This window comes from Streptomyces sp. NPDC102279 (assembly GCF_044766365.1).
GTDB lineage: Bacteria > Actinomycetota > Actinomycetes > Streptomycetales > Streptomycetaceae > Streptomyces.
On record NZ_JBIWLU010000018.1, the window covers coordinates 21,219 to 45,829 of the forward strand.

At 71.7% G+C, this 24,611-nt stretch carries 20 protein-coding genes and 1 pseudogene; 10 read left to right on the plus strand and 11 right to left on the minus strand.

Annotation, left to right across the window (positions count from 1 at the left end):
* Positions 1–180 precede the first annotated feature (180 nt).
* Positions 181–5,304, minus strand: a complete 5,124-nt coding sequence (locus ACIRQH_RS36305) for an ATP-dependent helicase (protein WP_404229304.1) — start codon at positions 5,302–5,304, stop codon at positions 181–183.
* Here ACIRQH_RS36305 and ACIRQH_RS36310 point away from each other — a divergent pair.
* The 3 genes and pseudogenes from ACIRQH_RS36310 to ACIRQH_RS36320 form a co-directional block, all read left to right on the plus strand.
* Positions 5,303–6,208: pseudogene (locus ACIRQH_RS36310) on the plus strand (AraC family ligand binding domain-containing protein); the annotation flags it as partial. The gene ACIRQH_RS36305 and the pseudogene ACIRQH_RS36310 sit on opposite strands and share 2 nt — an antisense overlap.
* Positions 6,209–6,321: 113 nt before the next feature.
* Positions 6,322–7,149, plus strand: coding sequence for an AzlC family ABC transporter permease (locus ACIRQH_RS36315; protein ID WP_388867752.1), 828 nt, complete (start codon positions 6,322–6,324; stop codon positions 7,147–7,149).
* Positions 7,146–7,454, plus strand: coding sequence for an AzlD domain-containing protein (locus ACIRQH_RS36320; RefSeq protein ID WP_358819838.1), 309 nt, complete (start codon positions 7,146–7,148; stop codon positions 7,452–7,454). The genes ACIRQH_RS36315 and ACIRQH_RS36320 overlap by 4 nt, the downstream gene beginning before the upstream one ends.
* Before the next feature lie 150 nt (positions 7,455–7,604).
* On the opposite strand, the gene ACIRQH_RS36325 is transcribed toward ACIRQH_RS36320, so the two are convergent.
* On the minus strand, positions 7,605–8,549 hold the full coding sequence (locus tag ACIRQH_RS36325) for a hypothetical protein (protein WP_404229308.1): 945 nt from the start codon (positions 8,547–8,549) through the stop codon (positions 7,605–7,607).
* 80 nt (positions 8,550–8,629) lie between these two features.
* Between ACIRQH_RS36325 and ACIRQH_RS36330 the strand changes: the two genes are divergently transcribed.
* Together ACIRQH_RS36330 and ACIRQH_RS36335 are read left to right on the plus strand one after the other, a co-directional pair.
* On the plus strand, positions 8,630–8,824 hold the full coding sequence (locus ACIRQH_RS36330; protein WP_358819840.1) for a DUF3046 domain-containing protein: 195 nt from the start codon (positions 8,630–8,632) through the stop codon (positions 8,822–8,824).
* Positions 8,825–8,928: 104 nt separating this feature from the next.
* Positions 8,929–10,140: an AI-2E family transporter gene (locus ACIRQH_RS36335; protein WP_404229311.1), complete on the plus strand. Its 1,212-nt coding sequence runs from the start codon at positions 8,929–8,931 to the stop codon at positions 10,138–10,140.
* 3 nt (positions 10,141–10,143) lie between these two features.
* On the opposite strand, the gene ACIRQH_RS36340 is transcribed toward ACIRQH_RS36335, so the two are convergent.
* Positions 10,144–10,923 carry a hypothetical protein gene (locus ACIRQH_RS36340; RefSeq protein ID WP_404229313.1) on the minus strand — a complete coding sequence of 260 codons (780 nt, stop codon included), beginning with the start codon at positions 10,921–10,923 and terminating at the stop codon, positions 10,144–10,146.
* A 358-nt stretch (positions 10,924–11,281) separates the two neighbouring features.
* On the opposite strand from ACIRQH_RS36340, the gene recA reads away from it, so the two are divergent.
* The 4 genes from recA (at position 11,282) to ACIRQH_RS36360 (ending at position 16,884) form a co-directional block, all read left to right on the plus strand.
* Positions 11,282–12,412: a recombinase RecA gene (gene recA, locus ACIRQH_RS36345; RefSeq protein WP_358819843.1), complete on the plus strand. Its 1,131-nt coding sequence runs from the start codon at positions 11,282–11,284 to the stop codon at positions 12,410–12,412.
* Between the two features lie 3 nt (positions 12,413–12,415).
* The gene (gene recX / locus ACIRQH_RS36350; RefSeq protein ID WP_404229316.1) at positions 12,416–13,339 is read left to right on the plus strand and encodes a recombination regulator RecX; all 924 of its coding nucleotides are present in this window, start codon (positions 12,416–12,418) and stop codon (positions 13,337–13,339) included.
* 297 nt (positions 13,340–13,636) lie between these two features.
* Positions 13,637–14,353, plus strand: coding sequence for an ArsR/SmtB family transcription factor (locus tag ACIRQH_RS36355; RefSeq protein WP_404229319.1), 717 nt, complete (start codon positions 13,637–13,639; stop codon positions 14,351–14,353).
* Positions 14,350–16,884 carry an ABC transporter permease gene (locus tag ACIRQH_RS36360; RefSeq protein WP_404229321.1) on the plus strand — a complete coding sequence of 845 codons (2,535 nt, stop codon included), beginning with the start codon at positions 14,350–14,352 and terminating at the stop codon, positions 16,882–16,884. Before ACIRQH_RS36355 ends, ACIRQH_RS36360 begins: the two co-directional genes overlap by 4 nt.
* Before the next feature lie 179 nt (positions 16,885–17,063).
* On the opposite strand, the gene ACIRQH_RS36365 is transcribed toward ACIRQH_RS36360, so the two are convergent.
* The 8 genes from ACIRQH_RS36365 to ACIRQH_RS36400 form a co-directional block, all read right to left on the minus strand.
* Entirely contained in the window at positions 17,064–17,474 is a 411-nt protein-coding gene (locus ACIRQH_RS36365) for a rhodanese-like domain-containing protein (RefSeq protein WP_388867731.1), read from the minus strand.
* A complete protein-coding gene (locus tag ACIRQH_RS36370; RefSeq protein ID WP_388867728.1) occupies positions 17,471–18,025 on the minus strand; it encodes a cysteine dioxygenase in 555 nt (184 codons plus the stop codon). Before ACIRQH_RS36370 ends, ACIRQH_RS36365 begins: the two co-directional genes overlap by 4 nt.
* Positions 18,026–18,096: 71 nt before the next feature.
* On the minus strand, positions 18,097–18,258 hold the full coding sequence (locus tag ACIRQH_RS36375; RefSeq protein ID WP_358819849.1) for a putative leader peptide: 162 nt from the start codon (positions 18,256–18,258) through the stop codon (positions 18,097–18,099).
* Positions 18,259–18,291: 33 nt separating this feature from the next.
* Entirely contained in the window at positions 18,292–20,037 is a 1,746-nt protein-coding gene (locus tag ACIRQH_RS36380; protein ID WP_404229326.1) for an FAD-dependent monooxygenase, read from the minus strand.
* A 173-nt stretch (positions 20,038–20,210) separates the two neighbouring features.
* Positions 20,211–21,104: an amino acid ABC transporter permease gene (locus tag ACIRQH_RS36385; RefSeq protein WP_358819851.1), complete on the minus strand. Its 894-nt coding sequence runs from the start codon at positions 21,102–21,104 to the stop codon at positions 20,211–20,213.
* Positions 21,101–21,769 carry an amino acid ABC transporter permease gene (locus tag ACIRQH_RS36390; RefSeq protein WP_358819852.1) on the minus strand — a complete coding sequence of 223 codons (669 nt, stop codon included), beginning with the start codon at positions 21,767–21,769 and terminating at the stop codon, positions 21,101–21,103. Before ACIRQH_RS36390 ends, ACIRQH_RS36385 begins: the two co-directional genes overlap by 4 nt.
* A 151-nt stretch (positions 21,770–21,920) precedes the next feature.
* Positions 21,921–22,754: a glutamate ABC transporter substrate-binding protein gene (locus ACIRQH_RS36395; protein ID WP_358819853.1), complete on the minus strand. Its 834-nt coding sequence runs from the start codon at positions 22,752–22,754 to the stop codon at positions 21,921–21,923.
* A gap of 95 nt (positions 22,755–22,849) precedes the next feature.
* Positions 22,850–23,626 carry an amino acid ABC transporter ATP-binding protein gene (locus tag ACIRQH_RS36400; protein WP_358819854.1) on the minus strand — a complete coding sequence of 259 codons (777 nt, stop codon included), beginning with the start codon at positions 23,624–23,626 and terminating at the stop codon, positions 22,850–22,852.
* Between the two features lie 293 nt (positions 23,627–23,919).
* On the opposite strand from ACIRQH_RS36400, the gene ACIRQH_RS36405 reads away from it, so the two are divergent.
* Positions 23,920–24,606 (plus strand): response regulator transcription factor, encoded by a 687-nt coding sequence (locus tag ACIRQH_RS36405; RefSeq protein WP_358819855.1) that lies wholly within the window; start codon positions 23,920–23,922, stop codon positions 24,604–24,606.
* Positions 24,607–24,611: the final 5 nt, after the last annotated feature.

Sequence of the window (24,611 nt, forward strand, 5' to 3'; positions counted from 1 at the left end):
GGAGGTGAGGGGCTTGTGGGTGATCTTCGGGCTGGGGAGGCCGCACGATCGGGGATCGGCGTCGCGTGCGGCGGTCGGTGTCACGTGTCCGCCGGTGGACCGGGGCGTTCCCCACCGGACCGTGTGCCCGCATGCCGGGTCGCTCCCGGTTCGGGGAGTGCTCCGGCGCGCGGGGCGAGGTCAGGCTCGCAGCCGCAGCCCGCGTGGGGTGGCGATGAAGCCCGCTCCTTCCAGGAGGGTGCCGAGGGGAGAGGTCAGGGCCGAGGCTCCGTTGACGCGCTCGACGGTCACCGTGCCGAGCGAGCCCGCGCGGGCCGATGCCGCGAGGGCTTCGGCCGCGGCGTGCAGGCGTACGTCGTCGCCGACCGGGCTCTCCGGATCGGCGGGCCAGGCCAGCAGGGTCTTGCCGCCGCGCTCCATGTAGAGGGTCAGCTCGCCGTCGACCAGGACGACCAGGGAACCCGCCTTGCGGCCCGGCTTGTGGCCCGCCTCGGTCGGCGACTCCGGCCAGGGCAGGGCCGCCCCGTAGGCGTTCGCGGGGTCGGCCGCGGCCAGGACGACTGCCGGGGAGGTGGCGCGGGTGCGGGAGCGGGCGTTCGGAAAACCTCGGTCGGCGGGGCCCGTGGAGCCGTACCCGTATGGCGAGGCATTGCGCCGGGACGACGCCGGCGGGTGGCCGGAGGCGTCGGGGTACGAGGAACCGGCCGAGAAGGCGGAGTCGGCGGAGAAGGCGTGGGCTCCGCCGTCTCCGGAACCGGGGTTGCCGAAGTCGCCTCCGCCGAAGCCGGGTTCGCCGAAGGCAGGCTCGTGTCCGTCGAGGTCCGGACTGCCGAGGCCTGTGCCGTGTCCCTCGCCGTCGGGGTCCGGCCGGCCGGTGGAGTCCACGCGTCCGCCGGTGCCCGGGAGTCCCGAGAGGTCGGGGAACCCGGGCACGTCCGCCGGGCCCAGGGCGGATCCCCGACCGCCCGGCAGACCGTGGTCGTCCGGGAAACCGTGGGCCCCGGGAGAGCCGTCCGGGAAGCCGTGGCCGCCAGGGGACATGAGCGGGGACGAGGTGTCGCCGCGGTCCCGAGCGTTCGCCGCCGCGCGCAGGCGGTCCACCGCGCCGTCCATGGCGAACTGGGCCGCGCCGAGGCCCTCGACCACATAGCCACGGCGCGCTTGGCCGCTGTCCTCGAAGGCGGACAGGATGCGGTAGACGGCGGAGAAGCCGCCCTCCACACCCTCAGCGGCGACGGCACCGCGGGTGACCACGCCGTGCCGGTCGAGCAGGGTGCGGGCCAGGGCGTGGGCGCGCACGGTGGGATCGGGCTCGCGCTCGGGCAGGAGCGACCAGCGGCCCGCCACGGTCGGTGGGCCGGTCCGGGACTGGGGTCGGGCGCCGCCGGTCAGAGCGCCGTAGCGCCCGCGGGGGACCGAGCGCTTGGCGCGGTGGGCGGTCGATCCGGCAGTGCGGCCCGAGCCGAGGAGGGAGCGCATCGGGGCGAGGGTGTCGTTCGTGAGGCGCCCGGACCAGGCCAGGTCCCAGATGGCGTCCGCGAGGTGGGGATCGGTGGCGTCGGGGTGGGTGGTGGCGCGGACCTGGTCGGCGATCTGGCGGAAGAAGAGGCCGTAGCCGCCGGTGAGGGTGTCGAGGACGGACTGGTGCAGTGCCGTCAGCTCCAGGGGGTGTGCGGCCGGAAGCAGCAGGGGGGCGGCATCGGCCAGATAGAGCGCGACCCAGCCGTCCTTGCCCGGCAGTGAACCCGCTCCGGCCCACACGACCTCTCCGGCGGCCGTGAGTTCGTCGAGCAGCGCCGGTGCGTACCCGGCGACGCGGGAGGGCAGTACCAGCTTTTCCAGCGCGGACGCCGGCACGGACGCGCCCTGCAACTGCTCGACGGCGCGCACCAGTCCGTCGACGCCGCGCAGCCCGTGACCGCTGCCGACGTGTTGCCACTGCGGGAGGAACTGGGCGAGCGCGGCGGGCGGCACCGGCTCCAGCTCGTGGCGCAGCGCGGCGAGGGAACGCCGCCGCAGCCTGCGCAGGACCGCTGCGTCGCACCACTCCTGGCCGATGCCCGCGGGGTGGAACTCGCCCTGTACGACGCGCCCGTTGGCGGCCAGCCGGTGCAGTGCGCCGTCCGTCACCGCCGTGCCGAGCCCGAAGCGGGCGGCGGCCGTCGTGGACGTGAACGGCCCGTGGGTGCGTGCGTACCGTGCGAGGAGGTCTCCGAGGGGGTCCTTCACCGGCTCGGTGAAGGCTTCCGGGACGCCGACGGGCAGCGCTGTCCCGAGTGCGTCCCGCAGGCGGCCCGCGTCCTCGATCGCCGCCCAGTGGTCGGCCCCGGCGATCCGGACCCGGATGGCGCGGCGTGCGGCGGCCAAGTCCTGGGCCCAGTGCGGCTCGGCGCCCCGTTCGGCCAGTTCGGCGTCCGTGAGCGGCCCCAGCATGCGCAGCAGGTCGGCGACGCCCTCCACGTCCTTGATGCGCCGGTCCTCGGTGAGCCATTGCAGCTCGCTCTCCAGCTCGGAGAGCACGTCGGCGTCGAGCAGCTCGCGCAGCTCGGCCTGGCCGAGGAGCTCGGCCAGCAGGCGGGAGTCCAGCGACAGCGCGGCGGCCCGCCGCTCGGCGAGGGGCGAGTCCCCCTCGTACAGGAACTGGGCGACGTAGCCGAAGAGGAGCGAGCGGGCGAACGGGGAGGGCTCGGTGGTGGTGACCTCGACGAGGCGGACCTTGCGGGACTCGATGTCGCCCATCAGCTCCGTGAGGCCCGGGACGTCGAAGACGTCCTGGAGGCATTCGCGGACGGCTTCGAGGACGATCGGGAACGAGCCGAACTCGCTCGCCACCTGCAGCAGTTGGGCGGCGCGCTGGCGCTGCTGCCACAGGGGGGTGCGCTTGCCGGGGCTGCGGCGCGGGAGCAGCAGGGCGCGGGCGGCGCACTCGCGGAAGCGGGCGGCGAACAGGGCCGAGCTGCCGACCTGGTCCGTGACGATCTGGTTGACCTCGCCCTTGTCGAAGGCGACGTCCGCGGCGCCGACCGGTGCCTGGTCGGCGTCGTACTCGGTGCCCGCCTTCGTGGGGGCCTGGTCGAGCAGGTCCATGCCCATCAGGTCGGCGTCGGGCAGCCGGAGCACGATGCCGTCGTCGGCGTGCATGACCTGGGCGTCCATGCCGTACCGCTCGGACAGCTTCGCCCCCAGGGCGAGGGCCCAGGGGGCGTGGACCTGGGCGCCGAACGGGGAGTGCACGACGACGCGCCAGTCGCCGAGCTCGTCGCGGAAGCGTTCGACGACGATGGTGCGGTCGTCCGGCACGTGACCGCACGCCTCGCGTTGTTCGGTGAGGTATGCCAGGACGTTGTCGGCGGCCCAGGTGTCGAGGCCGGCAGCGAGGAGGCGGAGCCGCGCGTCCTCTTCAGGGAGGGAGCCGACTTCTCGCAGGAACGCGCCGACGGCGCGGCCCAGTTCGAGGGGCCGGCCGAGCTGGTCGCCCTTCCAGAAGGGCAGCCTGCCGGGGACACCGGGGGCCGGGGAGACGAGGACGCGGTCCCGCGTGATGTCCTCGATGCGCCAGGAACTCGTGCCGAGCGTGAACACGTCGCCCACGCGGGACTCGTAGACCATCTCCTCGTCGAGCTCGCCGACCCGGCCGCCGCCCTTCTTGGGGTCGGCTCCCGCGAGGAAGACCCCGAAGAGCCCGCGGTCGGGGATCGTGCCCCCGGAGGTGACGGCGAGCCGCTGGGCGCCGGGGCGACCGGTGACCGTGCCCGCGACGCGGTCCCAGACGACGCGGGGCCTCAGTTCCGCGAAGGCGTCCGAGGGGTAGCGGCCGGCGAGCATGTCGAGCACGGCCGTGAACGCCGACTCCGGGAGCGCGGCGAAGGGCGCCGCGCGACGGACGGTGGTGAGCAGGTCGTCGACCTGCCAGGTGTCGAGCGCCGTCATGGCGACGAGCTGCTGGGCCAGTACGTCCAAGGGGTTGGCGGGGATCCGCAGGGACTCGATGGAGCCCGTACGCATCCGCTCGGTGACCACGGCCGCCTGCACCAGGTCTCCCCGGTACTTGGGGAACACGACGCCCGTGGAGACCGCGCCGACCTGGTGGCCGGCGCGGCCCACCCGCTGGAGCCCCGACGCCACGGAGGGCGGGGACTCGACCTGGATGACGAGGTCGACCGCGCCCATGTCGATGCCCAGTTCGAGACTGGAGGTGGCGACGACGGCGGGCAGACGGCCGGCCTTCAGGTCCTCCTCGACCTGGGCCCGCTGCTCCTTGGACACCGAGCCGTGGTGCGCACGCGCGATGACGGCCGGCGCACCTTGTGCCGCTCCCGAGCCGCCCATCAGTTCGGCGGGAGAATGCGCTTCGTCCAGGGGCTCACCGGTCGCCCGCTCGTACGCGATCTCGTTGAGCCGGTTGCACAGGCGCTCCGCGAGACGCCGTGAGTTGGCGAACACGATCGTCGAGCGGTGGGACTGGACGAGGTCGGTGATCCGTTCCTCGACGTGCGGCCAGATGGAGGGCTTCTCCGCGCCGTCCTTGCCGTCGGCGGCGGGGGACCCGCCCAGCTCGCCCAGGTCCTCCACCGGGACGACGACCGAGAGGTCGAACTCCTTGCCGGAGGGCGGCTGGACGATCTCCACCTTGCGCTGCGGGGAGAGATAGCGCGCGACCTCGTCCACGGGACGCACGGTCGCGGACAGGCCGATACGGCGGGCCGGTTTGGGCAGCACCTCGTCGAGGCGCTCCAGTGTGAGCGCGAGGTGGGCGCCGCGCTTGGTGCCCGCGACCGCGTGCACCTCGTCCAGGATCACCGTCTCGATGCCCGTCAGCGCGTCGCGCGTGGCCGACGTCAGCATCAGGAACAGCGACTCGGGGGTGGTGATCAGGATGTCCGGCGGGCGGGTGGCCAGGGCCCTGCGCTCGGCGGGCGGCGTGTCGCCGGAGCGGATCCCCACCTTCACCTCGGGCTCCGGCAGCCCGAGCCGCACCGACTCCTGCCGGATGCCGGTCAGCGGGCTGCGGAGATTGCGCTCGACGTCGACCGCGAGCGCCTTGAGCGGCGACACGTACAGCACACGGCAGCGCTTCCTGGGATCCGCGGGCGGGGGTGTCGAGGCCAGCTGGTCGAGCGCGGCGAGGAACGCGGCCAGGGTCTTGCCGGAGCCGGTCGGGGCGACGACCAGCACATCGGAACCCGCGCCGATGGCTTTCCACGCCCCGGCCTGGGCCGCGGTGGGCTCGGAGAAGGCCCCCGTGAACCAGCCGCGGGTCGCGGGGGAGAAGCCGTCGAGGGCCCGATGCGTGGAGCTGACCATGCGTCCATCCTGCACCCGCTCACTGACAATCGCTCTGACCTGCACGGATACGGTGACGGAACGGGTCGGCCGACCGGAGTCCGCCAGGCCCGTGCGCGGGGTGCGGTGGACGTCCGCGGTGGCTCCGGCCGAGGTGGCGGAGAATGAGGACGTGGCAGGTTCGGGGCAGGAGCGGGCACGACACTGGCAGTACGCGGAACTGCCCGGTGTCGATCTCCTGCGGGCCCGGTACGTCGAGAAGATCTTCGTGCGGCACACGCACGAGAACTTCGTGATCGCCGCCATCGACGAGGGCGTCGAGGTCTTCCACCACGGTGGAGTCGACCAGTACGCGGGTCCCGGTGCCCTGGCCCTCGTCAACCCCGACACCCCGCACACCGGACGCGCCGGCGTTCCCGAGGGCTGGCGCTACGGCGCCGTGTACCCCTCCCCGGGCCTCGTCGCGGAGATCGCCGCCGAGACCACCACCCTGCGCGGTGCCCCCGGATTCACCAGGCCCGTCCTCGACGATCCCTACGCGGCCGGTCTGGTCCACCAGGTGCTCCGGGCCGCCGACGAGGGCAACGCGCTGGCCGCCGACACCCTGCTGCGCGTCGCCGTGACCCGGCTGCTGCGCCTGAACGGTGGTCCCCTGCCGCAGCGGACCGTGCGGACCGCCGGCGGCCGTCTCGCCGCACGCGCGCGTGCCGTGCTGGAGGAACGGATGGCCGAGCCGCCGACGCTGGAGCGGCTCGCCGCCGACTTCGGCACCAGCTCGTTCGCCCTGCTGCGCGCGTTCCGGGACGCCTACGGAATGCCGCCCCACACGTGGCTGACCGACGCGCGGGTGCGCCGGGCACGTCATCTCCTGGACGCCGGTTCCGCGCCCGCCGAGGCGGCCCTCGCCGTCGGCTTCACGGATCAGCCGCACCTCAACCGCCACTTCACCCGGATCGTGGGGGTGCCCCCGGGGGCCTACCAGCGTGAGCGCAAGAACGTACAAGACGGGGCGGGGCACCTCCTCGTACCGTCCGATGCGTGGCAGAACAGACAGCTCTCGCGGACCAACGCAGTGAAGAAGACGGAAAACCCGACGCCGCCGTCGTCCGCGACGCACTCGGAGTCGGGGTCGCCGTCGGACTGTCCGGTTTCGCCTTCGGGGTGACGTCGGCCGGCAGCGGGCTCAGCCTTCTGCAGACCTGCGCGCTCAGCCTCCTGGTGTTCACCGGTGCCTCGCAGTTCGCGCTGGTGGGTGCGCTCGCGGCCGGCGGCAACCCGCTCACGGCGGCAGCGGGCGCCTTCTTCCTGGGGGTGCGCAACGCCTTCTACGGGCTGCGCCTGTCGCAGCTCCTCGCCCTCCCGCGCGCGGTGCGCCCGTTCGCCGCGCAGTGGGTGATCGACGAGACCACGGCCGTCGCGCTCGCCCAGCCCACCCGCCGCAGCGTCAGGCTCGGCTTCACGGTCACCGGCCTGTCGTTGTACCTCTTGTGGAACCTGACCACCCTGCTGGGCGCGGCCGGGGCCGAGGCCATCGGGGACACCGACGCGTGGGGCCTGGACGCCGCCGGACCCGCCGTGTTCCTGGCGCTGCTCGCGCCCATGCTGAAGACCACCACGGAACGCGCGGTGGCGGGCATCGCGGTCCTGCTGGGGCTCGGCCTGCTGCCCGTGCTGCCCGCCGGAGTCCCCGTGCTGGTGGCCGCGCTCGCCGCCCCCGCCGTTCTCTACGTGACGGGACGCAACCGGGCGCGTACCGAGGACGGGCCGTGTGGTGGCACACCGCGGAGCCCGTCCACGCCCGGGCCAGAGGCACCGACCGATGTGCCCGCCGACGCACCGCACGACGCATCTGGGGAAGACCGTTGAACATCTGGATCGCCATCGGCGCCACCGCCGTCGGCTGCTACGTCGTCAAGCTCGTCGGCCTGCTGATCCCCGCGGGGGTACTGGAGCGGCCGCTCGTGCAGCGCCTCGCCGCCCTGCTGCCCGTCGCCCTCCTGGCCGCCCTCACGGCCCAGCAGACCTTCGCGGACGGGCGGGTCCTCGTCGTGGACGCGAAGGCCGCGGGGCTGGCGGCGGCGGCCGTCGCGTTGATCCTGCGCGCCCCGTTCCTGCTGGTGGTCGCTGCCGCCGTGGTGGTGACGGCCGGGGTCCGCGCGATCGCGGGGTGACGCGCGGGCACGCGCGCGTGGGCCCGTTTGCGGGCTGTTCCGTGCGAGGCCGGGCGCGGCCCCCGATCCCGTCACGCTCCCGGAAGAAGGGTCGGGGTCGTGGTCGTGGTCGCGGTCGCAGTCGCGGACCGCGGCAAGAGGCGGACGTCGTCAGTCGAGGGATCTGCCGTGCGCCCGAAGGGTGCGCAGCGCCTCGATCGTCACCAGGGGGCGGCTCTCCAGGGCGGTGCCCGGTGCCCACTGACGCCACCGGATGGGCCAGCCGCCGTCCTCCTGCTGCTCGGCCGCGAGGTGGTCGAGGGAACGGGTCATCTCCTCGTCGGTGAACCACGCGCGCGCGAGCGAACCCGGAGTGCTCGCGTAGTCGTGCGGGAAGTGATGCTCATTTTCCGCGTAACCGGGGGCGACGGGGAAGGCCGCCAGGTTCCCGGGGTCGAGCGCGGCGAGCCGGCTCTCCCTGACGAGACGGCCCAGGCGGTCGGCGCACGCCTCCGCGCGCGGGCGGTCGGCCGCCGAATCGAGGAAGGCGACCGCCGCCTCGATCTCGTACGGATGGGACCGCTGCAGGGACTCGACCGCCTGCCAGCAGAAGTCGGTGGCCCGGAACAGCCACGCGTGCCACACCTCGTTGCGGTGCAGCAGACCCACCACCGGCCCGGTGGCGAGGAGTTCGCTCGGCGGGTCGTCGACGATCGGGAGAAAGGGGGCGGCCGGGTAGCCGCGCTGGCTGGGATGGATCGCCGGCAGCGCGCCGTCCGCCGTCGACACGGAGGTCAGATAGCGGCACACACGCTCGACCCGCTGCCCTCCGCAGCGCCCGATCGAGTCGAGGACCCGCAACGCGTGCCCGGTGTGCAGCGGCTGGCTGATCGGGCCGCGCAGATCGGGTTCGAGCGCGTGACCGTACCCTTCGTCGTCGTTGAGGTACGCGGCAAGCGCGGTCTCCACCGGGTCGGCGCCGCCGCCGAGGAAGTGATACGCGAAGCGGCGCTGTTCCAGCACGCGCGCGGTGAGCCAGATGAAGTGCTCGGCGCGTGCGAGCGGGGAACGCGCCGGGGGCGTCTGGGGGAGTGGGGATGCTCCTGTTTCGGCCATGCGTCAGACCGTAGGGCGGAAAGCGGTCCCGGCATGCGGTCCCGGCATCGGCCCACCCCCAGGGGCGGGATACTGGTGTCATGCGGTTGACGGTCTTCAGGCAGCGAATGGCAGATCATTTCGGCGCGGGGTACGCCGACACCTTCGCGCGCGATCACGTGATGACGGAACTCGGCGGGCGCACCGTCAACGAGGCGCTGGACGCCGGCTGGGAGGCCAAGGACGTCTGGCGCGTGGTGTGCGCGTCGATGGACGTTCCGTACGAAAAGCACTGACAGGTATCCGAAAAGTGCCTGGCCCGGGCCGGGGAAGTGTCCGACGGGCATCGAACAAGGGGGGACCGGGGCCGATTGTCGGTGGCGTGGGCGAAACTTGCTCCGTGGCCCCGACAGACGAGAACACGCAGGTCGATCAGCAGGCATCCCCGTTCGGCACGACTCCGCCCGACCCGCCCGGCGGGGGCGTCGTCGCGCAGGGCGGTCGCATGCCGCGCTGGCTGCCGCGTGCCATGGTGCTCGCGCTGACGCTCATCGCGGGGTTCCAGCTGGGCAGTTGGGCGTTCCACCAGCTCACGGGCCTGCTGATCAATATCCTGATCTCGTTCTTCCTGGCGCTCGCGATAGAACCCGCGGTGAGTTGGATGGCCTCGCGGGGCGTGCGCAGGGGACTGGCCGCGTTCCTCGTCTTCCTCGGCTCGCTGATCCTGACCGCCGGGTTCGTCACCCTGCTCGGCTCGATGCTCGCGGGGCAGATCATCAAGATGGTCGAGGGCTTCCCGGACTACCTCGACTCCGTCATCAACTGGATCAACGCGCACTTCCACACCGACCTGAGACGGGTCGACATCCAGGACAGCCTGCTCCACTCCGCCTGGCTGCGGAAGTACGTGCAGAACAGCGCCACCGGCGTCCTGGACGTCTCCGGGCAGGTGCTGGGCGGGCTCTTCCAGTTGCTGACCGTCGCGCTGTTCTCGTTCTACTTCGCCGCCGACGGACCGCGGCTGCGGCGCGCACTCTGCTCGGTGCTGCCGCCGGCCCGGCAGGCCGAGGTGCTGCGCGCCTGGGAGATCGCCGTCGACAAGACCGGCGGCTATCTGTACTCACGCGGCCTGATGGCACTGATCTCGGGAGTGGCGCACTACATCCTGCTGGAGGCGCTCGGCGTGCCCTACGCGCCTGTGCTCGGCGTGTGGGTCGGCCTGGTCTCGCAGTTCATCCCGACCATCGGCACCTATCTCGCGGGCGCCCTGCCGATGCTGATCGCCTTCACCGTCGACCCCTGGTACGCGCTGTGGGTGCTCGTCTTCGTGGTGATCTACCAGCAGTTCGAGAACTACGTGCTGCAGCCCAAGCTGACCTCCAAGTCGGTGGACATCCACCCGGCGGTCGCCTTCGGGTCCGTCATCGCGGGCACGGCGCTCCTCGGAGCCGTCGGCGCCCTGATCGCCATCCCCGCCGTGGCCACGCTCCAGGCGTTCCTCGGGGCGTACGTGAAGCGCTACGAGGTCACGGACGACCCGCGCGTCCACGGGCACCGTACGCGCAGCTCGGAGGGCGTTGCCGCGCGCGTGCGGCGACTGCTCGACCGGTGACGCTCACCAGGTGAGCACCGCGTCGACGCCGGCCGCGATGACGGCCGCGGCGTAGCAGCCGACCGCTCCGTACAGGACGCGCTCCCTGACCCGCTCGCTCCAGCCGGTGCGGGACAGCAGCCACGCCAGCGCGGGCAGTACGAGGACGGCGTGCAGGCTCACGCCGTGCAGCGGCTTGAGCGGAGCCGTCGAGTGGTAGGCGGCCTCCTGGTGGCCGGTGCGCGCGAGAACGACCCCGCGCGCGATCATCGCGGCGCCGGAGGCCAGCGCGACAAGCAGGATCGCGAACCCGGACCGCAGGGCGAGCGGCATGCCGGGAGGCCCGGCGGGCCGGTTCCGGAACGACGCGACCGCGAACAGGGCCAGCACCACGACCAGCACCCCGCCGCCCACGGCGAGCGTCATGGACACCGCCGTGTCGAAGCCGGTCTCCATGTTGAGATGCGAGGGCACCCGCCGCCACGCCTGGAGTGTGATCCCGCCGACCTCCACCACGCAGTCCGCGGCGAACCCGACGAGCAGCGTGGTGCGCAGCCGGGCCCCGACGCGCAGATACGACGTCACCCAGGTGACCGCGATCAGCGTCAACCCGAAGGAGAGTCCGAAGGTGACGGGCTTGCGCCAGGAGACCGGTCCGTCCCAGGGGCCGCCGTCGACGGCGAAGACCAGCAGATGCACGCATCCCGACAGGACGAGCACGGCGCCCGTGACGTGGCAGAACCGCTCGGCCGGGCGGAGCGAGGACTTCGGCGGAGTCAGGGGGCGGACCCTCGTCGTTTCCATGGCGCACAGCCTGCCGGGCGGTCCCGGGGGACGTCGTCGTACGGCCGAAGGCACCGGTGCTACGCCCGGGGGAGTAGCCCTGGCCGGACGCGCGCCGGGCCCGTGACGGGCCGGATCCGGAGGGTTGTCGGACTGTGAACGTAGTCTCGGAGGCGTCGCGTGGTGCGCTTGACACGAAAATCGAACATCCATTCTTATGGAAGTTCCGGCGGAGCCCTCGCCGAGGGTTTCGGCAGGGTTTCCATGGAGATGTGCCCGAGTTATCCACAGGTCGGACGGGCGTCGGGGCGCATTGTCAGTGGCAGGCGTTAGCGTCTTTGACGTGAAGCGATCGACTCAAGCAAACCGGGTGGAACCCATGGCAGGAACCGACCGCGAGAAGGCGCTCGACGCCGCGCTCGCGCAGATTGAACGGCAGTTCGGCAAGGGCGCAGTGATGCGCCTGGGCGAGCGGCCGAATGAGCCCATCGAGGTCATCCCCACCGGGTCGACCGCGCTCGACGTCGCCCTCGGCGTCGGCGGGCTCCCGCGCGGCCGTGTGGTCGAGGTCTACGGCCCGGAGTCCTCCGGCAAGACGACCCTGACCCTGCACGCCGTCGCGAACGCGCAGAAGGCCGGCGGCCAGGTGGCGTTCGTGGACGCGGAGCACGCCCTCGACCCTGAGTACGCGAAGAAGCTCGGCGTCGACATCGACAACCTGATCCTGTCGCAGCCCGACAACGGCGAGCAGGCTCTGGAGATCGTGGACATGCTGGTCCGCTCCGGCGCGCTCGACCTCATCGTCATCGACTCCGTCGCCGCCCTGGTGCCGCGCGCCGAGATCGAGGGCGAGATGGGTGACTCGCACGTGGGTCTGCAGGCCCGTCTGATGAGCCAGGCGCTGCGCAAGATCACGGGTGCGCTGAGCCAGTCCCAGACCACCGCGATCTTCATCAACCAGCTCCGCGAGAAGATCGGCGTGATGTTCGGCTCCCCGGAGACCACGACCGGTGGCCGGGCGCTGAAGTTCTACGCCTCGGTGCGGCTCGACATCCGGCGCATCGAGACGCTGAAGGACGGCACCGACGCGGTCGGCAACCGCACCCGCGTCAAGGTCGTCAAGAACAAGGTCGCGCCGCCCTTCAAGCAGGCCGAGTTCGACATCCTCTACGGGCACGGCATCAGCCGCGAGGGCGGCCTGATCGACATGGGCGTGGAGAACGGCTTCGTCCGCAAGGCCGGCGCCTGGTACACGTACGAGGGCGACCAGCTCGGCCAGGGCAAGGAGAACGCCCGTAACTTCCTGAAGGACAACCCCGACCTCGCCAACGAGATCGAGAAGAAGATCCTGGAGAAGCTGGGAGTCGGTGTGAAGAAGACCGAGGAGCCCGCCGCCGTGCCGGGAGCGGACGCCGCGGTCTCGGCTGCCGCCCCGGACGACGCCGCGAAGACCGTGCCCGCTCCTGCGGCCAAGGCCACCAAGACCCGGGCCGCGGCGGCCAAGAGCTAGTCCATGACACGGCGAACCGACTGGGCCGAGTACGCCTCCCCTGCCGCCCCCACGGGGCCGGGACAGGGGTACGGCGGCGACGGCGGCCCGGACGGAGACGGTGACGGAGCGTACGGCGGTGCCGGGGGGTACGGCGGCCGTTCGTACGGCCCCGCCGACGACAGGCTCGACGGCGGGGAAGGCTACTTCGGCGGCGATCCGGACGACGGTGATCCGGGCGACGGCGGGGCGTCGGCCTTCGGCGCGCGGCGGAGTGACGGCCCGCCGGGCGAAGGCTCCCGGCGTGGCGGTGGCGCCGGCCGCGGTGCGGGCGGACCACGAGGTGGACGAGGGCGTCGGAGGCGTGGCGGTTTCGGCGAGTCGTCCGACGACCCGCAGGACGGAGGCACCCCCTCCTCGGCGAGGGTCGAGAAGAGGGAGTCCCCGAGGGACCCGGCTGAGCAGGCGCGCGCGATCTGTCTGCGCCTGCTCACCGGGACCCCGCGCACGCGGAAGCAACTCGCGGATGCGCTGCGCAAGCGCGAGATCCCGGACGAGGTGGCGGACGGGGTCCTGTCACGGTTCGAGGAGGTCGGGCTGATCAACGACAGTGCCTTCGCGGAGGCCTGGGTCGAGTCCCGGCACCACGGCCGGGGGCTGGCCAGACGAGCCCTCGCCCAGGAGCTGCGGACCAAGGGAGTCGAGCCGACGCTGATCGACGAGGCCGTCGGGCAGCTCGACTCCGACCAGGAGGAGGCGACAGCGCGGGACCTGGTGGCCCGCAAGCTGCGCTCCACACGCGGACTCGACCGCGACAAGCGACTGCGGCGCCTCGCGGGCATGCTGGCCCGCAAGGGCTACTCCCAGGGCATGGCCCTGCGAGTGGTCCGGCAGGCGTTGGAGGAAGAGGGCGAGGACACCGAAGGGCTCGCGGACGAGGAGTTCTGAGCCCGCGGGGTTCTGATCCCTCGGCGGAACAGCAGCACACGGTGCCCCGGAAACACGGGCGTGCCGTCGTCCGGTCACGGGCTCTGAACACGGTGGACGCGCGGGGGCGCCGATCGCGTTCGGAGCCCGGACGCATGTGTGAGTGGGCACGGATCCACGGGCGCACAGGAGCGAGGGCCGTGGGGCGCCTCTCCGCTTCGACGTCAACTCGTCCCGGACGAGGTGGGGTTAACCCCCGGGGGAAGACGCCCGGTCGCCGCAGTGCACAGGCCCCTGTGCACAGACGACTGTGTACGCATGGCTCAGGAACCCGGCACACAGGAGGCAGCACCCGCGCGGGCGCCGCATGTCTCCACGGAACTCTCCGACCTCGCCACGCTCAAGGCCCTCGCGCAGCCCCGGCGGCAGCGCATCCTCCAGCACCTCACCCTGCACGGCCCGGCGACCTCGGCGAGCCTGGCCCGCGAGCTCGGGCTGAACACCGGAGCCACGAGCTACCACCTGCGTGAACTCGCCCGGTACGGCTTCGTCGAGGAGCAGCCGGAGGCGGACGGTCACGGCCGGGAGCGTTGGTGGCGGGCGGTTCCCGGTGACCGGCGTTTCCCGCCACGCAGCCGGCAGAGCGCCGAGATGCGGCTCGTCATGGACGAGCTGAACCACCATTCCTACGCCGCCGACCTCGAACTCTTCGAGAAGGCGCAGGCCCAGGCGCAGCTGCGGACCGAGGCGGACGAGGCCCCGTGGGCGGACGCCTTCCCGTACTCGCGCGGCAGCATCCGGCTCACGCTTCCCGAGCTGCACGCGTTCTTCGAGGAGTACATCGCGCTACTCAACCGATACAAGCGCCCCGACGCCGACACCCCCGCCGGCGCGCGCATCGTCCTCACCCGGTTCCTCGCCCATCCTGCCCCGGACAAGGACACCGAAGCCGCGAGCGAGCCGCTGCCCCACGGTGGCACAGCAGTCGACGACCCCGAGGCACCCCACAACAGAAGAGAGAGCGACCCGACATGATGCTGCGCTACGCGCTGAAGACCGTCCGCGCCCGCAAGGGCGGCTTCCTCGGCGCCTTCGTCGCCCTGATGTGCGCGGCGGCCCTCATCACCGCCTGCGGCACTCTCCTGGAGACCGGCCTGCGCGGCACGATCCGCACCGAGCGCTACGCCGCGTCGCCGATCGTGGTCTCCGCCGACCAGAACGTCCACCGGACGACCGTCAAGCACAAGAAGGGCAAGACCAAGGTCAAGCACAAGGCGAAGCCGATCGCCGAACGGGCCTGGCTCGCGGACGACCTCACCGCACAGCTGCGCGGTCTCCCCGGAGTGCGCCGAGTCGTCCCCGAACTGACCTTTCTGGCAGAGCCGTTGGCCACCGGCTCCGCCGTCGGGAAGGATCGGCCCGCCTACGGGCACGCCTGGGACTCCGCCGCGCTGACTCCGTACCGGCTCACCGCCGGTGGCGCGCCCGTGGTGGACACCGACCTCGTCGTCGACCGGTACTTCGCCGAGCGCGCGCACCTGAAGCCCGGCGACCGCCTCACCGTCCAGTCGACGCAGTCACCCCGCACCTACCGCGTCACCGGGATCGCCGCGCCCGCCTCCGACGTCAGCCACCAGACCTCCCTCTTCTTCTCCACCGCCGAGGCCACGCGGCTGGCCGCGCACCCCGGGCAGGTCAGCGCCATCGGCGTGCTGACCGACAGCGGTTCCGACGTCCCAGCGGTCAAGCGGGCGGTGGCCGAGGCGCTGAACGGCACCACCGCACAGGTCGGGTCGGGTGACGAACGAGGCCCGGTCGAGTTCCTGGACGCGGCGGCCGCCCGCGTCCGGCTGGTCAGCATGGGCGGCGCGATGGGCGGCACCTCCTTGCTCGTGGCCGTGCTGGTGGTCGTGGGCACCTTCGCCCTGTCGGTCCAGCAGCGTCACCGCGAACTCGCCCTGCTGCGCGCCATCGCCGCCACCCAGGGGCAGATCCGCACCCTGCTGGGACGCGAGGCACTGATCGTGGGAGCGGCCGCCGGTGTCACCGGAGCCCTGGTGGGCCTGCCCCTGGGGAGTTGGCTGTACAGCCGATTCGTCGCCCTGGGCGCCGTCCCGTCCACGCTTCAGCACACCGTCAGCGTGTTCCCCCTCTTCGCCGCTGTGGGCGCCACGCTGTTCGGCGCCTGGGCCGCCGCCCGTATCTCGTCCCGCCGTGTCGCCCGCATCCGCCCGGCCGAGGCACTCGCCGAAGCACGGGTCGAGCGCACCCGCCCGGCCCGGGGCCGACTGCTCGCCGGTCTCGTGCTCCTCGCGGGCGGAGCCGTGCTCGTCGCCGTGCTCAGCACGCTGCGCACCGAGCCCGCGTCGACGCCCGTGACCTTCCTGGCGGTCGTGGTCCTCGCCACCGCTGTCGCCCTCCTCGGACCGCTGCTGGTCCGGGCTGCCGCCGCCGTGCTCGCCGGCCCGCTGCGACGGAGCGGCCCCGCGGGACGGCTCGCCCGTGCCAACCTCCGCGGCAACGCGGCCCGCATGGCCTCCGTCGTCACTCCGCTCACCCTCCTCATCGGGATGACCTGCACCGTGCTCTTCGTCCAGCCCACGCTCGGGAACGCCGCCCGTGCCCAGGCGCGCGACGGTATCCGCGCCGACTGGGTGCTCGCCGCGCAGGGCCCCGGTGTCCCGGCCGCGGCGGCGCGGGCCCTGCGCACGCACCACGACGTCGTCACCGAAGTGGTCCGCACGACCGTCCGCGTGGGCCTCGACAAGTACGCGGCGCAGGGCGTCACACCGGCCGGCCTGTCCCGCACCTGGGACCCGGACGTCACCGCGGGCACCGTGAACGGCCTCGACAGCGGCACGGTCGCCGTCAGCGAACTCGCCGCGGACCAGCTCCACCTGAAGCCCGGGGACAGGCTGCGCCTCACCCTCGGTGACGGAACGCCCGTCCGGCTCACGGTCGCCGCCGTCTACGCCAGGGGCCTCGGATTCGGGGACCTGACCTTCGCCCATGACCTGATCACCCGTCATGTCGACAACCCACTCGCCACCTCCGTCCTGGTCAGTACAGCCCGTACACAGACTCAACTCGCGACCACGCTCCGTGAGTTCCCGGCCGTGCGGGTGCTCGCCCCCGCCGTGGCCGACTCGGTCCAGGCCGATCGGCAGCAGGCGAACGCCGAGGTGAACTACCTGGCCATGGGGCTGGTCCTGGCCTTCACCGCCATCGCCGTCGTCAACACGCTCGCCATGTCGGTCGCCGAACGGGTCCGCGAGTTCGCGATGCTCCGCCTCGCCGGTGCGACCCGCCGTCAGGTGCTGCGCATGCTGCGGACCGAGGCGCTGTCGGTCCTGCTGCTCGCCACGGCCCTCGGCAGCGGAATCGCGCTCGCCGTCCTCACCGCCTTCAGCGTCGGCATGACCGGCAGCGCGGCACCCGCGGTCACCCCGCTCGTGTACCTGACGGTCGTCGCGGTCGCCGGGCTGCTCGCCCTGGTCGCCACCGCCCTGCCCGGACGCGTCGCCTTGAGGACGCGCCCTGTTCTGGTGGCCACGGCCAAAGAGTGAGTCCCGCCGCCGATGAGTGGGACGCGCCGCCGGTGAGTGAGCGCCATCGACCGAAAGGGCGCCCAGAAGGGCGGCGGTAAGAGGCGGTGCATCGGGGTGGGCGCCCCTTACCCAAGGGACGCCCACCCTCGTATGCGTCGGGACGACTCAGAGCTCCGCGTGGGCCGACGGCCCGCGGATCACTCCTCCGCGTCGGCGGTCGTGACCGGAAGGCCGGCCGCCTTCCACGCCTGGAAACCGCCGACCAGATCGGTGGCCCGGTGCAGCCCCAACTGGCGCAGGGACGCGGCGGCGAGGCTCGACGCGTACCCCTCGTTGCAGAACACCACGACCTTCAGGTCATGACTCGTGGCCTCCGGAGCGCGGTGGCTGCCGGTGGGGTCGAGCCGCCATTCCAGTTCGTTTCGCTCGACGACGAGGGCGCCAGGGACCAGGCCGTCGCGGTCGCGCAGGGCCGCGTACCGGGTGTCGACCAGCAGGACCTCGCCGGACTGCGCGGCCGCGTACGCCTCCTCCGGCTCCACGCGGTCGAGGCCCGCGCGGACCCGTTCCAGCAGCTCGTCGATGCCGACGGGAAGAGGGGTGCTCACTGCCAGTCCTCCGGACGTTCGACGTGCTCCAGGCGCAGCACCTGGCCGGTGCGGCTGTAGCGGCGGATCTGCGGGAGCGGCGGGTAGTAGGCGTGGACCGAGATCGCGTGCTCCTCGGTGGACTCGTTGAGGACCTCGTGCACGTGATGGCGGCCGAAGGCGCGACCGGTACCGGCGGAGAGTGTGCGATGCCGGTCGATGTCCTCGGTGAGTTCAAGGGTCTTCCAGCCGTCGGCGGGCAGCCGCGCGGCGAGCGAGTGCTCCTTGAGCTCACCGGACGCCGTGAGGAAGGCGCCGACGGACTCGGCGTGGTCGTGCCAGCCGGTGCCGGTGCCGGGCGGCCAGCCGATGAGCCAGGCCTCGCTGCCGCCGGGGCCTTCGAGCCGCACCCAGGTGCGGCCTTCGGGGTCGAGGGGGAGCGAGGCGATCAGCTCGGCGTCGGCGGCCGTACGGCGGACGAAGGCGAGCAGATCGGCCTGGGTGGGTGTGCTGGAGGCAGCGGCGACAGCGGGGGTGAGGGGAGACGCGGAGACAGCGGGTGACACAGACACTCGGACCGTCCTGAGGGTTCGCGAGGGGCGCGCGAGGGCACGAAGCGGCGCGCGGGAGAAAGGATGCGAAGTCAGAAGGACGGACGACACACGCAGCCCGCATAGCGGAGGAGGTCCATATGGACCCTCCGCCACAGGCGCACACAGGTGTCGGTCACGATTCGGAGTACACCATGGCGGTGCAGGCCGGTCAACTCACCGTCACTATGTGGACCCCTGTGGGCCCACGGCATCACATCGCCGCTGCTCAGGTGGTCACGGAGCGTTCAATTCCGGCCGGCGGTCGCCTCCGCGGCGGTCTGTGTCGCCGCCGGTCCGCCGAGGGCCGCCTCGGCCGCCTCGTACAGGTCTGCCGGCCGGACCCCGCTGAGCGCGGTGACCAGATGGCCGTCGGGCCGGACAAGGAGCACCGTGTGTGCGGCGGCGCCCGGGTAGTTCTCCGCGACGAGCAGTTCGGCGGGGTGCGGCAGTGCGGTCACGGCGGCGGCGAGGCGGGGCATGATGCCGGCCGTCACCCAGTGCTTGCGTTCCCACACTCCGGTGCCCGGGGCGATCAGCACGACGAGCAGGACGCCGCGGCCGAGCCGCTCGCGCAACGGTACGAAGGAGCCGTCCTCCGCGGTCACCCGCACATCGGTGACCGGAGCGCCAAGCTCCGTGGCGACAGGGGCCTGCGAGTCGACCGGCGGGGGCGCGAGCGGGGAGTCGGCGTACGCCCCCGGCGTGCCCAGCGGCCCGCGACCGAGGTGGCCGTCGGTGAGGAGCGCGTCGTGGCCGCGCGCGGATCCGGGGACGTAGGCCCGCAGCCCGCCGCCGCCCCGCAGGACGGGCAGTGCCTGGTCGGCGGCGCGCAGCCGGGCGGCGACCACGCCCCGCCGCTCCGTCTGGTAGCTGTCGAGCAGGGCGTCGTGCGGGCCGTGGTGCCAGGCGAGCGCCAGCTTCCAGGCGAGGTTGTCGGCGTCCCGCAGACCTTCGTCCAGCCCCTGGGTACCGAGCGCGCCCAGCAGGTGGGCCGCGTCCCCGGCGAGGAAGACGCGCCCGACGCGCCACCGCCGGGCGAGCCGGTGGTGCACGGTGTGGACGCCGGTGTCGAGCAGTTCGTACGCGGGGGTGGAGCCGCCGCTCCAGCCGCCGAGGGTCTCCCTGATGCGGGCGACCAGCAGGTCGGGCGTGACCAGGTCCTTGCCCGGGGGCAGCAGCCAGTCCAGCCGCCACACGTCCTCGGCGAGCGGGCGCGCGGTCACCTCACCGAGGGAGGGCCCGGACGTCCGCCACGGCGGCAGGCGGTGCAGCAACGCTTCTCCGGGCCAGGGAAGTTCGGCCCGCAGGGCCGCCACGGCGTGCCGTTCCACAGCGGTGCGGCCGGGAAAGCGGATGTCCTGGAGCTTGCGTACCGTCGAGCGCGGCCCGTCGCAGCCGACGAGGTAACTGCCGCGCCACCACGTTCCGTTGGACCCACGGGTGTGCGCCGTGACGCCCGACGTCTCCTGCTCGACGGAGTCGAGACGGCTGTCGGAGGCGACCTTGACGAGGCGCTCGTGGACGATCGCCTCGCGCAGCGCGCCGGTCAGGTCGTGCTGGGCGATGTGCAGTGGCGCGCTGAACTCCTCGGCCTCCGCCGGGCTTTCCGTACCCCGGGAGGTACCCGCACCCAGGGCGGTGACGGCCCCCCGAGGGCCGTCACCGCGGGACATCCCGGTGTCACGGGGACCGGTGGCGCTCCGCGCTCCGCTCCCGTTCGACCGCCCGCCGAAGACGACCTCGCGCATCACCTGCTTGCGCCGCATCGACCGCCATCCGGCCCAACGGAAGCCGACGTCGTCGATCGGGAGCCCCGTGAGTCTGCCGACCAGCGCGGCCGTGTCCTCGCGCAGCACCACACTCCGCGCGAGCCGCTGTTCGTCCTTGCCCGGCCCCTCGTCCAGGACCACGGAGGGGACCTCATGGCGGGCCAGCGCAAGGGCCAGCGTGAGCCCGACGGGCCCTGCTCCGACGATGATCACCGGGTCCACGACGCGGTGCCCCCTGCCCGGAGCGGTGTCCTGGGAGACGTACGGGAACAGGCAGGTGGAGCGGGGTGCACGATCACAGAACGTATGCAACCCATTGCCGGTGCTTGCGTCAAGTGACGAGGGCAGTGGCGATCATGCCACTGCCCCCACCGGCCAAGCGGATTGACTGCTTGTCAGATGCCGCCGCCTCCGGCGTTCGTGCCCGTGATCCCGGCGATCGCGGCGTCGTCCGCCGGGAGCACCGCGCCGGTCGACTTCTTGCCGCGCCGCAGCCGTGCCTCCAGCCAGGAGGCGAAGCTGGTGATCGCGAAGTTCACGATGATGAAGATGACGGCGACCACGATGAAGCTCTGGACGACGTTGGCGTAGTTGGCCGCGAGCGTGCTGCGCGCGGTGAGCAGCTCCTGGTAGCCGATCATCACGCCGCCCAGCGCGGTGTCCTTCACGATGACTACGAGCTGGCTGACGATCGCGGGCAGCATGACGGTGACCGCCTGCGGCAGCAGGATGCTGCTCATCGTCTGGCCCTTGCGCAGACCGATCGCGTAGGCGGCCTCCGTCTGTCCCTTGGGGAGGGCGAGGATGCCGGCCCGGACGACCTCGGCCAGGACCGAGGCGTTGTAGAGGACCAGGCCGGTGACGACGGCGTAGAACGGACGGTCCTCACTGGCGATGCCCGCGGAGCGCGCGTACAGCTCGTTCGCGAACAGCATGAGCAGCAGGACCGGGATCGACCGGAAGAACTCGACCACGACGCCGGCCGGGACGCGCACCCAGCGGTGGTCGGACATCCGGGCGATGCCGAAGACGGCGCCGAGCGGGAGGGCGATCACCATGCTGAGCGCGGCCGCCTTCAGCGTGCCGAGGAGGCCCGGCCACAGGTACGTGCTCCAGGCGTTCGCCGTGGTGAACGGCTCCCAAAGGGCCCACTTCAGCTGGTTCTTGTCGTCCATCGCCGTCCAGATCCACCACAGGAACAGGGCGAGCAGGACGACGAAGACCACCGAGAGGACCACATTGCGGCGCTTGGCCCGGGGGCCGGGGGCGTCGTAGAGAACGGAGGTCATCGCTTTACCGCCAGTCGCTTGCCCAGCCAGCCGAGGATGAGGCCGGTGGGGAGGGTCAGGACCACGAACCCGAACGCGAAGACGACGGCGATGAGGACCGTCTGCGCCTCGGCCTCGATCATCGTCTTCATGAGGGTGGCGGCCTCGGCCACGCCGATGGCGGCGGCCACGGTCGTGTTCTTGGTCAGCGCGATCAGCACGTTCGCCAGCGGGACGATGACGGAACGGAACGCCTGCGGCAGCACGATGAGCCGGAGGGTCTGGCTGAAGCTCAGCCCGATCGCGCGGGCCGCCTCCGCCTGCCCGACGGGCACGGTGTTGATGCCGGAACGCAGCGCCTCGCACACGAAGGCCGCCGTGTAGGCGATGAGGCTGAGCACCGCCAGCCGGAAGCCCTGGAGATCGAAGTTGTCGGACGCGCCCATCGTCACACCGAAGATGTCGGCGAGGCCGAGCGAGCTGAAGACGATGATGACGGTCAGCGGGATGTTGCGGACGATGTTCACGTAGGCCGTGCCGAACCCGCGCATGAGCGGGACGGGGCTGACCCGCATCGCGGCCAGCAGCGTGCCCAGGATCAGGGAGCCGATGCCGGAGTAGACGGTGAGCTTCACCGTCGTCCAGAACGCCCCTAGGACGTCATAACCTTGAAGAAAGTCGAACACGATCTCCCGCGCTTCCGGGTGGTGGCGTACGTGGCGGACGCGGTGCGCCGCCGCCGTGATCGCGGCGGGCGGCGGCGCACCAGCGGAACCCCGCGTGAACCGCGGATTCCTGCGTTACCGATAGGTCCCTGCGTTACCTGGTGACGTCGGGCTACTTGACGATCACGCCGACTTTCGGGGCCTGCTCGTTCTTGTAGTTCGAGCCGAAGTTCTTCTTGACCGCCGCGTCCCAGGCGCCGTCGCTGACCATCTTCGTGAGCGCCGTGTTGATCTTCTTCTCGAGGGCGGAGTCGCCCTTCTTGATGCCGACGCCGTAGTTCTCGTTGCTGAGCTTGAGGCCGGCGAGCTTGAACTGACCCTTGTACTTGTCCTGTGCGGCGAAGCCCGCGAGGATCGAGTCGTCCGTGGTCACGGCGTCGACGGCACCGCTCTGCAGACCCGCGATGCACTCCGAGTAGCCGCTGTACTTACGCAGGTTGGCCTTCGGGGCGATGGTGTTCTTGACGTTCTCCGCCGACGTCGAGCCGGTGACGGAACACAGCTTCTTGCCGTTGAGGTCCGTGCCCTTGGAGATGTCCGAGTCGGCCTTGACGAGCAGGTCCTGGTGGGCCAGCAGGTAGGGGCCGGCGAAGTCGACCTTCGCCTTGCGCTCGTCGGTGATCGAGTAGGTGGCCGCGATGAACTTCACGTCGCCGCGGGCGAGCGCGTTCTCACGGTCGGCGCTCTTCGTCTCGACGAACTCGATCTGGCTCGGCTTGTAACCGAGCTCCTTGGCCACGTAGGTCGCGACGTCCACGTCGAAACCGGCGAAGGAGCCGTCCGGCTGCTTCAGGCCGAGACCGGGCTGGTCGTACTTGATGCCGACCTTGATCTTGCCGCCGCCCGAGGAGCCGCTGTCGTCCTTGTTGTCCGAACCGCACGCGGTGGCGGTGGCGGTGAGGGCGAGCACGGCGGCCGAGGCGGCGACGACCTTGGAGAGCTTCATGGAGAACATCCTTTGCGTGGAGAAAGAGGTACGGGCCGTCGAAGCGCGGTGCGCGCGCTCGGAGCCCCGCGCGAGACGAGGGACGTCGGGAGCTGTCAGTGGTGCAGGATCTTCGACAGGAAGTCCTTGGCACGGTCGCTGCGCGGGTTGCTGAAGAACTGGTCCGGCACCGCCTCTTCGACGATGCGGCCGTCGGCCATGAACACGACGCGGTTGGCGGCCGAACGGGCGAAACCCATCTCGTGGGTGACGACGATCATGGTCATGCCGTCGCGGGCGAGCTGCTGCATGACTTCGAGGACCTCGTTGATCATCTCGGGGTCCAGCGCCGAGGTCGGCTCGTCGAAGAGCATGACCTTCGGGTCCATCGCCAGTGCCCGCGCGATCGCGACGCGCTGCTGCTGGCCGCCCGACAGCTGCGCCGGGTACTTGTCGGCCTGCGTGCTGACACCGACACGGTCGAGCAGGCTGCGGGCCTTCTCCTCCGCCGCCTTCTTGTCCGTCTTGCGAACCTTGATCTGGCCCAGCATCACGTTCTCGAGCACGGTCTTGTGCGCGAAGAGGTTGAAGGACTGGAAGACCATGCCCACGTCGGCCCGGAGCCGGGCGAGCCCCTTGCCCTCCTGGGGCAGCGGCTTGCCGTCGATCGAGATGTCACCCGAATCGATGGTCTCCAGGCGGTTGATCGTGCGGCAGAGTGTGGACTTCCCGGACCCGGACGGTCCGATGACCACGACGACCTCACCCCGTGTGATCGTCAGGTCGATGTCCTGGAGTACGTGCAACGCGCCGAAGTGCTTGTTGACGCTCTTCAGGACGACCAGTTCGTCGGTCCCGGCCAGGTCGTCCTTGGCCACCGATACTTCGGTCATCGCTTTGGGGCTCCGTCCTCCTCGGTTTCGGAGGACAGTAGTGACCCCGCACGACCAGCGTCATTACATCTGAGGGGAACTTGAGCATCACGATCTGGTAGCAATCGGACACGTGTCGTAATGGCCGGCGCGAAGGCGCGTACCGGCTGGGTAACGGAAGCAGCAGGCAACCCGATGCCCCTTGACGCCGTCCTTGTCCATCGGCGTGACTTCCTACTTGGTGCACGCGCGCGTGCACTCTTGCACATGGCACACGCCGAGACCGTACGACCGATGAACCGGAGGGGGCCGGAATGAGACTGCTGCTCGTCGAGGACGACAACCACGTCGCCGCGGCCCTTTCCGCCGTGCTCGCTCGGCACGGCTTCGACGTCACGCACGCCCGCAGCGGCGAGGAGGCCCTACAGGCCCTCGTCCCGGAGAGCGACGGGTTCGGGGTCGTCCTCCTCGACCTCGGACTGCCCGACCAGGACGGCTACGAGGTCTGCGGCAAGATCCGCAAGCGGACCGCCACCCCGGTGATCATGGTCACCGCGCGCGCGGACGTGCGGTCCCGCATCCACGGCCTCAACCTCGGCGCCGACGACTACGTGGTGAAGCCGTACGACACCGGGGAACTGCTGGCCCGCATCCACGCCGTCGCGCGGCGCACCGCCCACGACGACGCCGCGTCCCCCGGCGAGACCGCGCTGATCCTCGGGCCCGTCCGCATCGAGCTTCCCAACCGGCAGGTCACCGTCGGCGGCACGACCGTCCAGCTGACCCGCAAGGAGTTCGACCTGCTCGCGCTCCTCGCCCAGCGCCCCGGCGTCGTGTTCCGCCGCGAGCAGATCATCAGCGAGGTGTGGCGCACCAGCTGGGAGGGGACCGGACGCACCCTGGAGGTGCACGTCGCCTCGCTGCGCTCCAAGCTGCGCATGCCGGCGCTGATCGAGACCGTGCGCGGCGTCGGGTACCGGCTCGTCGCCCCGGCCGGGTAGCGGGC